The 14,372-nt window shown below is 68.2% G+C and carries 14 protein-coding genes; 10 read left to right on the top strand and 4 right to left on the bottom strand.

Going from position 1 to position 14,372, the window contains the following annotated elements:
• Positions 1 to 5: 5 nt before the first annotated feature.
• Genes C6C15_RS10350 through C6C15_RS10340 form a run of 3 tightly spaced genes read right to left on the bottom strand, consistent with a single transcriptional unit; the run spans position 6 to position 1,641 of the window.
• Positions 6 to 509, bottom strand: a complete 504-nt coding sequence (locus C6C15_RS10350) for a hypothetical protein (RefSeq protein ID WP_105950022.1) — start codon at positions 507 to 509, stop codon at positions 6 to 8.
• A gap of 23 nt (positions 510 to 532) precedes the next feature.
• Entirely contained in the window at positions 533 to 1,048 is a 516-nt protein-coding gene (locus C6C15_RS10345) for a signal peptidase I (protein ID WP_105950021.1), read from the bottom strand.
• A gap of 35 nt (positions 1,049 to 1,083) precedes the next feature.
• Entirely contained in the window at positions 1,084 to 1,641 is a 558-nt protein-coding gene (locus C6C15_RS10340) for a hypothetical protein (RefSeq protein WP_062634042.1), read from the bottom strand.
• Between the two features lie 126 nt (positions 1,642 to 1,767).
• Between C6C15_RS10340 and coaE the strand changes: the two genes are divergently transcribed.
• The 3 genes from coaE to C6C15_RS10325 are packed head-to-tail and all read left to right on the top strand — an operon-like array spanning position 1,768 to position 4,838.
• Positions 1,768 to 2,403: a dephospho-CoA kinase gene (gene coaE / locus C6C15_RS10335; RefSeq protein ID WP_105950020.1), complete on the top strand. Its 636-nt coding sequence runs from the start codon at positions 1,768 to 1,770 to the stop codon at positions 2,401 to 2,403.
• Positions 2,404 to 2,406: 3 nt separating this feature from the next.
• The gene (gene uvrB / locus C6C15_RS10330) at positions 2,407 to 4,479 is read left to right on the top strand and encodes an excinuclease ABC subunit UvrB (RefSeq protein WP_025105040.1); all 2,073 of its coding nucleotides are present in this window, start codon (positions 2,407 to 2,409) and stop codon (positions 4,477 to 4,479) included.
• 11 nt (positions 4,480 to 4,490) lie between these two features.
• A complete protein-coding gene (locus tag C6C15_RS10325) occupies positions 4,491 to 4,838 on the top strand; it encodes a TfoX/Sxy family protein (RefSeq protein WP_105950019.1) in 348 nt (115 codons plus the stop codon).
• Between the two features lie 12 nt (positions 4,839 to 4,850).
• Here C6C15_RS10325 and C6C15_RS10320 read toward each other — a convergent pair whose 3' ends face one another.
• Entirely contained in the window at positions 4,851 to 5,099 is a 249-nt protein-coding gene (locus C6C15_RS10320) for a hypothetical protein (protein ID WP_060921196.1), read from the bottom strand.
• 39 nt (positions 5,100 to 5,138) lie between these two features.
• Between C6C15_RS10320 and C6C15_RS10315 the strand changes: the two genes are divergently transcribed.
• From C6C15_RS10315 to gap, 7 genes are all read left to right on the top strand, one after another.
• Entirely contained in the window at positions 5,139 to 5,582 is a 444-nt protein-coding gene (locus C6C15_RS10315; protein ID WP_060921195.1) for a MarR family winged helix-turn-helix transcriptional regulator, read from the top strand.
• Between the two features lie 124 nt (positions 5,583 to 5,706).
• Positions 5,707 to 8,595 carry an excinuclease ABC subunit UvrA gene (gene uvrA, locus C6C15_RS10310; RefSeq protein ID WP_060921194.1) on the top strand — a complete coding sequence of 963 codons (2,889 nt, stop codon included), beginning with the start codon at positions 5,707 to 5,709 and terminating at the stop codon, positions 8,593 to 8,595.
• Positions 8,595 to 10,499, top strand: coding sequence for an excinuclease ABC subunit UvrC (gene uvrC, locus C6C15_RS10305; protein ID WP_060921193.1), 1,905 nt, complete (start codon positions 8,595 to 8,597; stop codon positions 10,497 to 10,499). Before uvrA ends, uvrC begins: the two co-directional genes overlap by 1 nt.
• Positions 10,500 to 10,537: 38 nt before the next feature.
• Entirely contained in the window at positions 10,538 to 11,410 is an 873-nt protein-coding gene (rapZ, locus tag C6C15_RS10300; protein WP_060921192.1) for an RNase adapter RapZ, read from the top strand.
• A gap of 63 nt (positions 11,411 to 11,473) precedes the next feature.
• Positions 11,474 to 12,451 carry a DNA-binding protein WhiA gene (gene whiA, locus C6C15_RS10295; protein WP_060921191.1) on the top strand — a complete coding sequence of 326 codons (978 nt, stop codon included), beginning with the start codon at positions 11,474 to 11,476 and terminating at the stop codon, positions 12,449 to 12,451.
• Between the two features lie 161 nt (positions 12,452 to 12,612).
• Positions 12,613 to 13,239, top strand: a complete 627-nt coding sequence (locus C6C15_RS10290; RefSeq protein ID WP_025105027.1) for a superoxide dismutase — start codon at positions 12,613 to 12,615, stop codon at positions 13,237 to 13,239.
• A gap of 115 nt (positions 13,240 to 13,354) precedes the next feature.
• Positions 13,355 to 14,365, top strand: a complete 1,011-nt coding sequence (gene gap / locus C6C15_RS10285) for a type I glyceraldehyde-3-phosphate dehydrogenase (protein WP_025105026.1) — start codon at positions 13,355 to 13,357, stop codon at positions 14,363 to 14,365.
• The last annotated feature ends 7 nt before the right edge of the window (positions 14,366 to 14,372 follow it).

Genomic DNA, 14,372 nt, shown 5'->3' with positions numbered 1-14,372 from the left:
GAGGCTCAGGCGCAGATCGTGTTCGCCATGCCGCGCTGCAGCGTCACCGGAACCTGGAGGTCGGTGAGGTGCCAGTCGAGACTGCGGCCGGTGAGCCGGGGCAACGAGGAGCACGTCCATGCGCGGTCGGGCGTGACGTGGCTGCCCGGGAGCACCCCCGCTTCGGTCCAGGAAGTCCATGTCCGGGGAAGGCCCGTCGCCCTCTTCAGATCCACGTCGACCTCGACGTGGTGCGACCCGCCCGGTGCGTTGGTGCTGATGTAGAAGTGGCCGGAGGTGTCGCTGATCTCCTCGTAGCGGATCGCCGTGATCGCGCAGGTCGTGGGGGCGGCCGACGGGCTGCTGTAGGCCTTGCACGTGTTCCCCGCGAACGGCGACAACCATGCCGAGGCGGACGTCATCGTCGCCGTGACCACGGTCCGATCCGTCCACGCCGCGCTGGTGGTCGAGACGATTCCCTGAGCGACGGCCAGGAAGACGAGAGCCATCGCGACAACGAGGCCGGCCACCGGGGAGAACCTTCGTGCGGGTGTCACGTAGCCAGGGGCTTTCGTGCCGGTCGCTCGGCCGGGCTCATCATGCTGAGGCCGAGCAGCCCCAGGAGACCGAGGAACATCGGGACGGCGACCGCCGGCGTGGTCATCCGCATGATGGCGGTTCCCCATCCGGGAAGCTGTACCGCCGGCTTCCACACGTCGCCGGTCACCGGATAGTCGAGCGCGTCGGAGAACTCGTTGTGGTCGCCCTTCATGGTGACCGTGCGCGTGCCGTCGGAGTCCGCGATGGCGGTGATGCGGTGGGTCACCAGGGAGTCGGTCAGCGCGCTCGGCAGGCTGACGACGTCACCGACCTCCAAGGATTCGGCGGGGACCTTCGTGGCGATGAGGAGGTCGCCCGTCATGATCTCGGGTTCCATGGAGCCCGAGATCACGACGAGCGGCTGGATGAGCCCGATCGCCGTGGCGCCCCAGACGACGCCGCAGCCCACGCCCATGGCAGCCAGCGCCCAGAGCACGGGCAGGGCGAGCCGGCGGAGGAGCTGCACCACGGTTCGTCCTTCGTCTCTGCTGCGGGGTTGGGGGGTCAGTTGGTGGCGGTGGCAGAGACCGTGACCAGGATCGTGCCGGTCTTGCCCTGGTTGCTCGTCGGCCAGTCGGCCGGGGTGGTGACGACGAGGTCGAACTCATCGGTCGCCGTGGAGCCGGAGGAGGTCAGCGACGCCGCGAGCCCGGTGATCGTCGCCGTCGGCTTGACCGTGAAGTCCGTCGCCGTGTTACCGGGGGCGTACTCGACGGTCGAGGTGAGTGCGGCGTTGACGGAACTGGCGTTCTTGACCCAGAGCTTGATGGTGCGGGTCTCGCCGGGGAGCAGGTTGGCCAGCTTCTCCGCGGGCACGACGAGCTCGATGCTGTTCTTCGCGGCTGACTCCTTCCAGGTGGTTCCGTCGGTGGAACCCTGGAGGTTGAAGGTGGCTCCTGCGGCCGGAGCGCTGAAGAAGGTGTTGTCGGTCCACGCGGCGCTCGTGAGCGCGGCACCGATTCCTCCGGTAGCGAGCACGGCCAGCGCGAACGCCATGATCGGGCGCCGCCGGGAGCGTCGCTCGGTGCGGTCAGGGCGTGCGGGGGCATCCGTGTTCGTCATGGCTTCGACGTTACGCAGCGCACCTCAGGGGACCGTCAAGTCTTCCTCAAGAGGGACCGAAGCTTTCCCGATTGTTCCGCGGCAGCGTCGAGCGCCGCCCTCGGACAGGCGTGGCAGGATGGTCGGATGCCGCTCATCGCTCTCACCGGAGGCATCGCGTCGGGGAAGTCCACCATCGCGAACCGGCTCGCCGAGCTCGGCGCGGTGATCGTCGACGCTGATCGGATCGTGCGCGAGGTCCAGGCGCCGGGATCCGAGGTGCTCGGCGCGATCGCGCGGACGTTCGGCGACGAGGTCATCGCCGGAGACGGTTCGCTCGACCGGGCCGCTCTCGGGGCGACCGTGTTCGCCGATCCGGACCGTCTCGCGCAGCTGAACGCCATCGTGCACCCTGCCGTGCGCGCCGAGTCCCAGCGCCGTTTCGACGCCGCGTTCCGTGCCGATCCGGATGCTGTCGTCGTCTACGACGTGCCGCTTCTCGTGGAGGCGCGTGTCGATGACCCGTGGGATGCGATCGTCGTCGCGCACGCGCCCGAGGAGGTCCGTCTCGAGAGGCTCGTCGGGCTGCGCGGGATGACGCCGGAGGAGGCGCGCCGCCGGATCGCCGCCCAGGTCCCGGACGAGCGGCGGCTCGCGATCGCCGACGTCGTCATCGACACCGCAGGATCGATCGCGGACACGCTGGCCCAGACGGACGCGCTCTGGGGCCGGCTCCGAGCGCACGGACGCGGCCCCGATGTCGGAGGGGCGGCATACGCTTGATGTATGCAGCCCACCCGCAGTGTCCGCCCCTTCGAGGTCATCAGCGAGTACGCCCCCGCCGGTGACCAGCCGCAGGCCATCGCCGAGCTGGCTTCCCGCATCAATGCGGGAGAGACGGACATCGTGCTGCTCGGTGCGACCGGAACAGGCAAATCGGCGACCACGGCGTGGCTCGTCGAACAGGTGCAGCGTCCCACGCTCGTGCTCGCGCACAACAAGACCCTCGCGGCACAGCTCGCCAACGAGTTCCGCGAGCTCATGCCGAACAACGCCGTCGAGTACTTCGTCTCGTACTACGACTACTACCAGCCCGAGGCCTACGTCCCGCAGACGGACACCTTCATCGAGAAGGACTCCTCGATCAACGCGGAGGTCGAGCGTCTCCGCCACTCGACGACGAACTCCCTGCTCAGCCGTCGGGATGTGGTCGTGGTATCGACCGTCTCCTGTATCTACGGCCTGGGTGCTCCGGAGGAGTACCTGCGCGCCATGGTCGCGCTCCAGGTGGGTGAGCGGTACGACCGCGACGCCCTGATCCGTCAGTTCATCGCGATGCAGTACAACCGCAACGACGTCGACTTCTCGCGGGGCAACTTCCGTGTCCGCGGCGACACGATCGAGATCATCCCGGTGTACGAGGAGCACGCCATCCGCATCGAGCTCTTCGGTGACGAGATCGAGGCGCTCTACTCGCTGCACCCGCTCACGGGCGAGGTCATCGAGAAGCTCGACGCCGTGCCGATCTTCCCCGCCTCGCACTACGTCGCGGGCACCGACGTCATCCAGCGCTCCATCGGCACGATCGAGCACGAGCTGGAGGAGCGGCTGAAGGAGTTCGAACGTCAGGGCAAGCTCCTCGAGGCGCAGCGCCTCCGGATGCGGACGACGTTCGACCTGGAGATGCTGCAGCAGCTCGGTTTCTGCTCCGGTATCGAGAACTACTCGCGTCACATGGACGGGCGCATGCCGGGGGAGCCCCCGCACACGCTCCTCGACTTCTTCCCGGACGACTTCCTGCTCGTCATCGACGAGTCCCACGTGACGGTGCCGCAGATCGGCGCGATGTACGAAGGCGACGCCTCCCGCAAGCGCACGCTCGTCGACCACGGCTTCCGCCTGCCGAGCGCGATGGACAACCGACCACTGCGCTGGGACGAGTTCAAGAACCGCGTGGGGCAGACCGTCTACCTGTCGGCGACCCCGGGCAAGTACGAGATGGGCATCGCCGACGGTGTGGTGGAGCAGATCATCCGCCCGACGGGACTGGTCGACCCGGAGATCATCGTCAAACCGTCGAAGGGACAGATCGACGATCTGCTCGAGGAGATCAGGCTTCGCGTGGAGCGGGACGAGCGCGTCCTCGTCACGACCCTCACGAAGAAGATGGCGGAGGAGCTGACCGACTTCCTCGGCGAGCACGGCGTCCGGGTGCGTTACCTGCACTCCGACGTCGACACCCTGCGTCGCGTCGAGCTTCTCAGCGAACTGCGCGCCGGTGTGTACGACGTCCTGGTGGGTATCAACCTGCTGCGAGAGGGACTCGACCTCCCGGAGGTGTCGCTCGTCGCGATCCTCGACGCGGACAAGGAGGGCTTCCTCCGCTCCGGGACGTCGCTCATCCAGACCATCGGTCGCGCCGCGCGAAACGTCTCCGGTGAAGTGCACATGTACGCGGACAACATGACGGACTCCATGGCGAAGGCCATCGAGGAGACCGACCGCCGGCGTGAGAAGCAGATCGCGTACAACAAGGAGCACGGCATCGATCCGCAGCCGCTGCGCAAGCGCATCGCCGACATCACCGAGGTGCTGGCGCGCGAGGGGCAGGACACGGCGGAGCTGATGTCCGGCCGGGGCCGCGCGTCGGGCAAGGGCAAGTCGCCGACACCGAACCTGCGGCGCACCGGGATCGCAGCCGAGGGCGCACAGCAGCTGGAGGCGACGATCCAGGACCTCACCGATCAGATGCTCGCGGCGGCCGCCGAGCTGAAGTTCGAGCTCGCCGGGCGTCTGCGCGACGAAGTGCAGGATCTGAAGAAGGAGCTCCGGTCGATGGAGCGGGCCGGGCACGCGTAGACGGAGACGATATGGACGCCGCAGGAGAGGAACTCGCCGACCGCGTCCGCGCGCTGCTCGGGGCCGACCCTTCCATCGAGGAGCGCCGGATGTTCGGGACCAGGGCGTTCCTCGACGAGGGGCGCATCCTCGTGGGCGCCCGGAAGGACGGGACGCTTCTCGTCCGCGTGGATGAGGAGAACGGGGCTGTCGCCGTGACGCTGCCAGGGGCCGCGCGTGCCGTGATGGGATCACGCACCATGGGGTCCGGCTGGATCGATGTCGCAGCCTCGGCGATCGCCGACGACGCCGCGCTCATGACGTGGATCGACATGGCCCGGGAGTCGGTCGGTGCCGCGCTCACCGATGACGACGACTGACGCCGAGCGAGCTTACGGGCAGTGCACCAGCGTCTTCGGGCCCGAGCGATCGATCTCGTGCTCGGTCATCGGCGCCCCGCACAGCGGACAGGCCCGTTCCGCGCGCTCTGCGGCGCTGGGCGGGGGCGTCTTCTCGTAGGGTCCGACCGAGGCCGGACCGGCGAGACGCACGAGGTTGGTGTTCACCCAGGTGTAAAGGCCCCCCGCCTCGCGGATGCGGGTGCGAAGAGGAGGGCGGCTGGAGTCGCGTGACATGTTCATTAGTGTACTAATGATTCGTGCAGATGTATAGTCGGGATCGTGACTGACACCGATGATCTGCTCCGGCTCGAGAACCAGCTCTGCTTCGCCGTGGTCACGGCGGCGCGGAACGTCGTCGCGATCTATCGGCCGATCCTCGAGCCGCTCGGGTTGACGCACCCGCAGTACCTGGTGATGCTCGCCCTATGGGAGCGGTCGCCGCGGACCCTGAACGACCTCGCGGCCGACCTCGCGCTGGAGCCCGCGACTGCGTCGCCCCTCGTCAAGAGACTCGAGGCCGACGGCCTGGTGACGCGCCAGCGCAGCAGTGAGGACGAGCGTCGGCTGGAGATCACGCTCACCAACGCCGGCGCGGCTCTGCGCGCGAGGGCCGTGGACGTGCCGCGGCAGGTGATGGCCGCCGTCGGGATGGGCATCGGTGAGATCGCCGCTCTCCGGGACGGGCTCGGGGCCTTCGCGGGGCGGCGCTCGGACCAGAGCTGATCGGTTCCGCGTCCGGCGTAGAGCGGGCCGCTCGCCGTGACGACTCGAGGAAGCCACCTCGCCGGGAGCCCAAGCGTTGGGCGTTCTCGGAGCCGATGTCCGTGGCCCCTCGTAGACTTGTTCGGTGCCCATCGTCCCCGTTGCTTCCCCAGGAAAACTCAGTGTCCGCGGCGCCCGCGTGCACAATCTCAAGAACGTCGACATCGACATCCCCCGTGACTCGCTGGTGGTCTTCACCGGCCTCTCCGGATCGGGGAAGTCGAGCCTCGCCTTCGACACGATCTTCGCCGAGGGGCAGCGTCGGTACGTCGAGTCGCTGAGCGCCTACGCGCGACAGTTCCTCGGCCAGGTCGACCGGCCGGACGTCGATTTCATCGAGGGGCTGAGCCCGGCGGTCTCGATCGATCAGAAGTCGACGAACCGCAACCCTCGGTCGACGGTCGGCACGATCACCGAGATCTACGACTACATGCGTCTGCTCTGGGCGCGCATCGGCGTTCCGCACTGTCCGGTGTGCGGGGAGAAGATCCAGCGTCAGACCGTCCAGCAGATCGCCGACCAGCTCATGGAGCTCCCGGAGCGCACCCGCTACCAGGTCGTCGCGCCGATCGTCTCGCAGAAGAAGGGCGAGTTCGTCGACCTGTTCCGGGAGCTCGGGGCGAAGGGGTACTCGCGGGCGATCGTCGACGGCGAGCTCATCCAGCTGGCCGAGCCGCCGACGCTCAAGAAGAGCTACAAGCACGACATCGCCGTGGTCGTCGACCGCCTCGTCGCCTCGCCGGACATCCTCGGACGTGTGACCGACTCGGTGGAGACCGCTCTCGGACTCGCCGGCGGTGTGGTGCAGATCAACTACGTCGACGGCGAGGGAGACGACGCCTGGCAGACCTTCTCGGAGAAGCTCGCGTGCCCCAACGGCCACGCGCTCACCCTCACCGAGATCGAGCCGCGCACGTTCTCCTTCAACGCGCCGTTCGGCGCCTGCCCCGCCTGCTCGGGCCTCGGCACCCGCATGTCGGTGGACGTCGATCTGATGCTCGGCGACGAAGACCTCTCGATCCGCGAGGGCGTCATCATCCCGTGGACCACGCAGGGCAAGGGGCTCTTCCAGTACTACGAGCGCCTGCTCGAAGGACTCTCCCGCGACCTCGACTTCTCCCTCGACACCCCGTGGCGCGAACTGCACTCCGACGTCAAGGAAGCAGTCCTGCGCGGAGAGAACTACAAGGTCACCGTCAAGTGGAAGAACCGCTACGGCCGTGAGATGCGCTATGCCTCCGGTTTCGAGGGCGTGGTGCCGTACATCGAGCGGCAGTACCTGCAGGCCGAGTCAGACACCCAGCGCAGCCGGTGGGGCGAGTACCTCCGCGAGGTCCCGTGCCCGGTCTGCAACGGCGACCGTCTCAAGCCCGAGGTGCTGGCCGTGCAGGTGCACGGTCACTCCATCGCCGAGGTCTCGCACCTGAGCCTGGCCGACGCCCGGGCCTTCATGGAGAAGCTGCACCTCACCGACCGCGAGGCCAAGATCGCCGCCCAGGTGCTCCGTGAGATCCGGCTGCGCCTCGACTTCCTCCTCCAGGTCGGTCTGTCCTACCTCAACCTCAGCCGTTCGGCCGGCTCGCTGTCGGGTGGCGAGGCCCAGCGCATCCGCCTCGCCACGCAGATCGGCTCCGGGCTGACCGGCGTGCTCTACGTCCTCGACGAGCCGTCGATCGGACTGCACCAGCGCGACAACCGGCGTCTCATCGAGACGCTGCTCACGCTGCGCGATCTCGGGAACACCCTGATCGTCGTCGAGCACGACGAAGAGACGATCGAGGCCGCGGACTGGGTGGTCGACATCGGTCCCGGCGCGGGTGTGAACGGCGGAGCGGTGGTCCACTCCGGGCCGTACTCCGCGCTTCTCGCCGACACCGACTCCATGACCGGCGACTACCTCTCGGGCCGTCGAGAGATCCCGATGCCGGCGAAGCGCCGGAAGATCGACAAGAAGCGCATGCTGAGCGTCGTGGGCGCGCGCGCCAACAACCTCCGCAACGTCACGGCGGACTTCCCGCTCGGCGTCCTCACCGCGGTCACCGGCGTCAGCGGATCCGGGAAGTCGTCCCTCGTGAACGACATCCTGTACCAGGTGCTCGCGTCGCGGCTCAACGGCGCGCGAACGGTGCCGGGCAAGCACACCCGCGTGACCGGCCTCGACAACCTCGACAAGGTCGTGCACGTCGACCAGGCGCCGATCGGCCGCACCCCGCGATCGAACCCGGCGACCTACACCGGCGTCTTCGACCGCATCCGCACGCTCTTCAGCGAGACGCCCGAGGCGAAGGTCCGCGGCTACCAGCCGGGGCGGTTCAGCTTCAACGTCAAGGGCGGACGCTGCGAGGCCTGCTCGGGTGACGGCACGATCAAGATCGAGATGAACTTCCTCCCGGACGTGTACGTGGACTGCGAGGTGTGCCACGGCAAGCGGTACAACCGCGACACCCTCGCCGTGCACTACAAGGGCAAGAACATCGCCGAGGTGCTGGAGATGCCCATCGAGGAGGCGGCCGAGTTCTTCGAGCCGATCCAGGCCATCCACCGCTACATGAAGACCCTCGTCGACGTGGGGCTGGGGTACGTCCGCCTCGGGCAGTCCGCGACCACGCTCTCCGGTGGTGAGGCGCAGCGCGTGAAGCTCGCGACCGAGCTCCAGCGCCGCAGCAACGGTCGGAGCATCTACGTGCTCGACGAGCCGACGACGGGTCTGCACTTCGAAGACGTGCGCAAGCTCCTCGAGGTGCTGAACGGTCTGGTCGACAAGGGCAACACGGTGATCGTGATCGAGCACAACCTCGACGTGATCAAGTCGGCCGACTGGGTGATCGACCTGGGTCCGGAGGGCGGTTCCGGCGGCGGCACGATCCTCGCCACCGGCACGCCGGAGCAGATCGCGCGGGTCGAGGAGAGCCACACCGGCCAGTTCCTCGCCGAGATCCTGGGTGAGGGGCGCTCTGCGCGGAAGGCCAGCTGATGGCCGACGTGCTGCCGTACAAGCCCCGGGCGGGCGAGATCCCGACCGACCCGGGGGTGTACCGGTTCCGCGACGCCAACGGCCGGGTGCTGTACGTCGGGAAGGCGAAGAACCTCCGTCAGCGGCTGTCGAACTACTTCGCTCCGCTGCGGACGCTGCATGAGCGCACGCGTCGGATGGTGACGACGGCGGCGTCGGTGGAGTGGACGGTCGTGCCCACCGACGTCGACTCCCTCCAGCTCGAGTACATGTGGATCAAGGAGTTCGATCCGCCGTTCAACGTCAAGTACCGGGACGACAAGTCGTACCCGTTCATGGCCGTGACGCTGGGCGACGAGGCGCCGCGCGTGCTCGTGACTCGGAACCGGAAGATCCCGGGGGCCCGCTACTTCGGTCCCTATCCGAAGGTCTGGGCGGTGCACGAGACCATCGACCTGATGATCAAGGCCTTCCCCATCCGCACCTGCAGCGACGCGAGCTACAAGCGTGCGATGCAGACGGGCCGCCCGTGCTTCCCCGGGCAGATCGGCAAGTGCGGCGGGCCGTGCTCGATGACGGTGTCGATCGAGGAGCATCGCGCCATGGTCGACGATTTCGTCGCGTTCATGGCGGGCGGTGACGAACGCTTCACGCGCGAGCTCACGCAACGCATGCTCGCCGCGTCGGCGGCGATGGACTACGAGGCGGCCGCGAAGTTCCGGGACAAGCTCTCCGCGATCGAGGCCGTGCTCGGCAAGAGCGCCCTCGTGCTGCCGGCGGACGAGGACGCCGACCTGTTCGGCATCGCCGAGGACGAGCTCGCGGCCGCGGTGCAGCACTTCGTCATCCGCGGCGGTCGTGTTCGAGGGGTCCGGGCCCTGACGATCGAGAAGGAGATCGACATCTCCGGCGGGGAGCTCGTGGAGCAGGTCCTCCAGCAGGCTTACGGGGAGGCGCAGGACGTGCCGCGCCGCATCCTCGTCCCGGTGCTTCCCGACGACGCCTCCGAGCTGGAGGTGTGGCTGCGTGAACGTCGAGGCCGGAAGGTCGAGATCGCGGTGGCGCACCGCGGCCAGCGGGCCGACCTCATGCGCACGGCCACCCTGAACGCCCAGCAGGCGCTGATCAGGCACAAGACCCGTCGGACGAGCGACTACGTCGCGCGCACGCAGGCGCTGACCGACCTGCAGGAAGCGCTGGGCATGGAGGAGGCGCCGCTCCGGATCGAGTGCTTCGACATCTCGCACCTCGGGGGAACGAACGTGGTCGCTTCCATGGTCGTGTTCGAGGACGGGCTGCCGCGCAAGGACCAGTACCGCACCTTCAACATCGCGGAGACCACGGACGACACCGACTCCATGTACCAGGTGCTGCGGCGTCGGCTGGCCTACCTCGACCGCCCGGAGGAGCAGGAGACCGTCGACCCGACCACCGACGAGGTGGTCGCGGAAGACGTCGGCGAGGCGGGTGTGCGCCGGAAGCCCCGGTTCGCCTACCCACCGCAGCTGCTGCTCGTGGACGGAGGGCAGCCCCAGGTCGAGGCCGCTGCCCGAGCCCTCCGCGACTCCGGACACACCGAGATCGCCGTCTGCGGCATCGCCAAGCGCCTGGAGGAGATCTGGCTTCCGGGAGATGATTTCCCCGTCATCCTCCCGCGGACCAGCGAATCCCTCTACCTGCTCCAGCGGCTCCGCGATGAGGCGCATCGATTCGCCATCACGCACCAGCGGAAGAAGCGCAAGAAGGACATCACGACGGTGCTCGCCGAGGTGCCCGGTCTGGGTGCGTCGCGGATCAAGGTCCTGCTGAAGCACTTCGGCTCGGTCACGGCGCTGCGCTCCGCCGAACCCCACCAGATCCAGGAGGTCCAGGGGATCGGACCGGTGCTGGCCCAGAACATCCATACGCACCTGTCCACTCGCTAGGCTGGGAGGCCGAGGGGGAGAAGGAGCAGTGAGTAGCGATGTCTGACGGGGAGAAGGGCGAGTTCCTCATCGTCACCGGGATGTCCGGCGCGGGGCGCACCACGGTGGCCAATGCGCTCGAGGATCTCGGCTGGTACGTCGTGGACAACCTGCCGCCGCAGATTCTTCGTCCGCTGCTCGACCTCACCGGCATGGGCGGGGATTCGCTGCCGAAGGTCGCCGCGGTGGTCGACGTCCGCGGTCGCAACCTCTTCGACGACTTCCCCGAGGTGGCGCGTGTGCTGCGCACCCGGGGATCGATCCGCGTGCTGTTCCTCGATGCGTCCGACGACGTCCTCGTCCGTCGGTTCGAGGCGGTGCGTCGCCCCCACCCGCTCCAGGGCGATGGGACGCTTCTCGACGGCATCCGCACCGAGCGCACCCGGCTGGCGCCGATCCGCGAGGCCGCAGACCTCGTGATCGACACCACGGCGTTGAACATCCATCAGCTGGCGACGAAGGTGTCCGACATCTTCTCCGAGGAGGGGGAGGCGCGGCACCGGGTCACGCTGCTCAGCTTCGGATTCAAATACGGGCTCCCCACCGACGTCGACGTCGTCGCCGACATGCGCTTCCTGCCGAACCCGTACTGGAACGAAGACCTCCGCGGACTCACGGGGCAGGACGAGACGGTACGCGAGTACGTGCTCTCCCGCGACGGCGCGGAGGAGTTCCTCGACGCCTACGCGAAGGCTCTCGTCCCCGTCCTCGAGGGGTACCAGCGCGAGAACAAGAGCCACTCCACGATCGCCATCGGGTGCACGGGCGGCAAGCACCGTTCGGTCGCCATGTCCGAGGAGCTCGCCCGTCGACTGGCGGGAATCCCGGGCGTCGCGGTCAACGTCCGCCACCGCGACCTCGGCAGGGAATAGGCCCCCGAGCGAGTAAGCTGGAGGTTTGCGTCGCGACCCGGCGCGTGAACGTGAAGGAGTCTCGTGGCACTAACCACCGACGTCAAGGCTGAGCTCGTCAGCATCCGCAATGCACCCCCCACGGTGCGCGTCGCTGAGGTGACGGCCATCCTCCGGTTCGCCGGTGGTCTGCACTCCATCGCCGGCCGTGTGGCGGTGGAAGCGGAGGTCGATGCCGAGACCCTCGCCCGCCGTGTGGCCCGTGACCTCGCCGAGATCTACGGCGTCCGTCCGGAGATCGCCCAGGTGCAGTCGAGCACCGCCAACGACGGTGCCCGCTGGGCCGTTCGGGTCATCGCGCAGGGGGAGACCCTGGCCCGCCAGACCGGACTGCTCGACCAGCGTCGCCGCCCGGTCCGCGGACTCCCGAACCGCCTCACAACGGGTTCCCGTGCGGAGGTCGCCGGTCTCTGGCGCGGGGCGTTCCTCGCCGCGGGGACGCTCAGCGAGCCGGGCCGCTCCGCCATGCTCGAGGTCGCCTGCCCGTCGTCCGAGGCGGCCATGGCGCTCGTGGGTGCCGCTCACCGTCTCGGCGTCGCCGCGAAGGCCCGCGAGGTCCGCGGGCTTCCCCGCGTCGTCGTCCGCGAGGGCGAGGCGATCCGCACCATCCTCAGCGAGATGGGCGCCCAGCGCACCGCTCTCGCCTGGGAGGAGCTGCGGCAGCGCCGCGAGGTGCGCGCCGGCGTCAACCGTCTCGTCAACTTCGACGACGCGAACCTCCGCCGTTCCGCGCAGGCCGCTGTGGCGGCGTGCGCCCGTGTCGAGCGCGCTCTCGAGATCCTGGCCGACGAGGTGCCCGACCACCTCCGTGTCGCCGGCGAGCTCCGCCTCGCGCACCGCGACGCCAGCCTCGACGAGCTGGGACACCACGCCGACCCTCCGCTCACCAAGGACGCCGTGGCCGGCCGCATCCGCCGCCTACTGGCGATGGCGGATAAGCGTGCCCAGCAGGAGGGCATCCCGGGGACCGAGGCCGCCGTCCCCGCCGGGCTCGACGTCTGACCCGGGTGACGCCGCCCTGGACGGCGTGTCAACCCCCGGAAGGATCCGGACACCCGAGGCGTTGTCGTCAGTAGGATGAAAGTCGTCCGCTCTCCGTCGCACATCGGCGACGCGGAGCATCGGCAAGCGCCGCGGCGCGGCGCGGATTGGATGAATGCGATATGGCAACCTACACGCTCCCCGACCTTCCCTACGACTTCGCCGCTCTCGAGCCGCACATCAGCGGCAAGATCATGGAGCTGCACCACGACAAGCACCACGCGACTTACGTCGCGGGCGCCAACACCGCGCTGGAGCAGCTGGCCGAGGCCCGCGAGAGCGGCAACCTCGCGAACGTGAACAAGCTCGAGAAGGACCTCGCGTTCAACCTCGGCGGGCACGTCAACCACTCGATCTTCTGGACCAACCTCTCGCCGAACGGTGGCGGCCAGCCCGAGGGCGAGCTCAAGGCGGCCATCGACGAGTACTTCGGCTCCTTCGAGAAGTTCCAGGCGCACTTCACCGCCGCCGCCACCGGGATCCAGGGTTCCGGCTGGGCCGTCCTGAGCTGGGACTCGATCGGCTCGCGCCTCATCATCCAGCAGCTCTTCGACCAGCAGTCGAACACCGCGCAGGGCACCATCCCGCTGTTCCAGCTGGACATGTGGGAGCACGCCTTCTACCTCGACTACCTCAACGTGAAGGCCGACTACGTCAAGGCCGCGTGGAACATCGCCAACTGGGAGAACGTCGCCCAGCGCCTCGAGGTCGCCCGTCAGCAGACGAACGGCCTGCTGGTACTGTCGTAATCGGGTCGCGTCCCGGCGGGCCCACGGCTCGTCGGGGCGCCATCTCAGCCAAAAAACCCGCGCATGGCGCACGCTCGACGGCGGCGCTCGGCGCATGAGAAACAGGGAGACCTGAGTGTCTGTCAAGATCGGTATCAACGGCTTCGGCCGCATCGGACGCAACTACTTCCGCGCAGCTCTCGCGCAGGGAGCAGACCTTGAGATCGTCGCGGTCAACGACCTCACCGACAACAAGACCCTGGCACACCTGCTGAAGTACGACTCGGTCAGCGGCGTCCTCGACGCCGAGATCACGTACGACGACGACAGCATCACCGTCGACGGCAAGGAGATCAAGGCCTTCGCAGAGCGTGACCCCGCCAACCTCCCGTGGGGCGAGCTGGGCGTGGACATCGTCATCGAGTCCACCGGCTTCTTCACCAACGCCGACGCCGCGCGCAAGCACATCGACGCCGGTGCGAAGAAGGTCCTCATCTCGGCTCCGGCCACGGGTGACGACCGCACCATCGTCATGGGCGTGAACGAGGAGACGTACAACCCCGAGACGGACCACATCATCTCCAACGCCTCCTGCACGACGAACTGCCTCGCGCCGCTGGCCAAGGTGTTCAACGACGCCTTCGGCATCGACCGTGGCTTCATGATGACGGCCCACGCCTACACCGCCGACCAGAACCTGCAGGACGGTCCGCACAAGGACCTCCGCCGCGCCCGCGCCGCCGCGATCAACATCACGCCGGCCTCGACGGGTGCCGCGAAGGCCATCGGCCTCGTCCTCCCGGAGCTGAACGGCAAGCTCAGCGGCTCCTCCTACCGCGTGCCGGTTCCCACGGGCTCGATCGTCGACCTGACGCTCATCACGGACCGCGAGAACCTCACGGTGGACGAGGTCAACGAGGCCTACAAGAAGGCTGCGGCCGAGGGTCGTCTGGCCGGGTACCTGCAGTACAACGAGGACCCGATCGTGTCGAGCGACATCGTGCACAACCCGCACTCGTCGATCTTCGACTCCACGCTCACCAACGTCAGCGGCAACCTGATCAAGGTCTCGAGCTGGTACGACAACGAGTGGGGCTACTCCAACCGTCTCGTCGACCTGACCGAGTACGTCGCCGAGCGCATCTGAGCTCCGA

This window comes from Microbacterium sp. str. 'China' (assembly GCF_002993305.1).
Classification (GTDB): domain Bacteria; phylum Actinomycetota; class Actinomycetes; order Actinomycetales; family Microbacteriaceae; genus Microbacterium; species Microbacterium paraoxydans.
The sequence above is the reverse complement of the archived record's forward strand: the minus strand, read 5'-3'. Positions and strand labels throughout refer to the sequence as shown.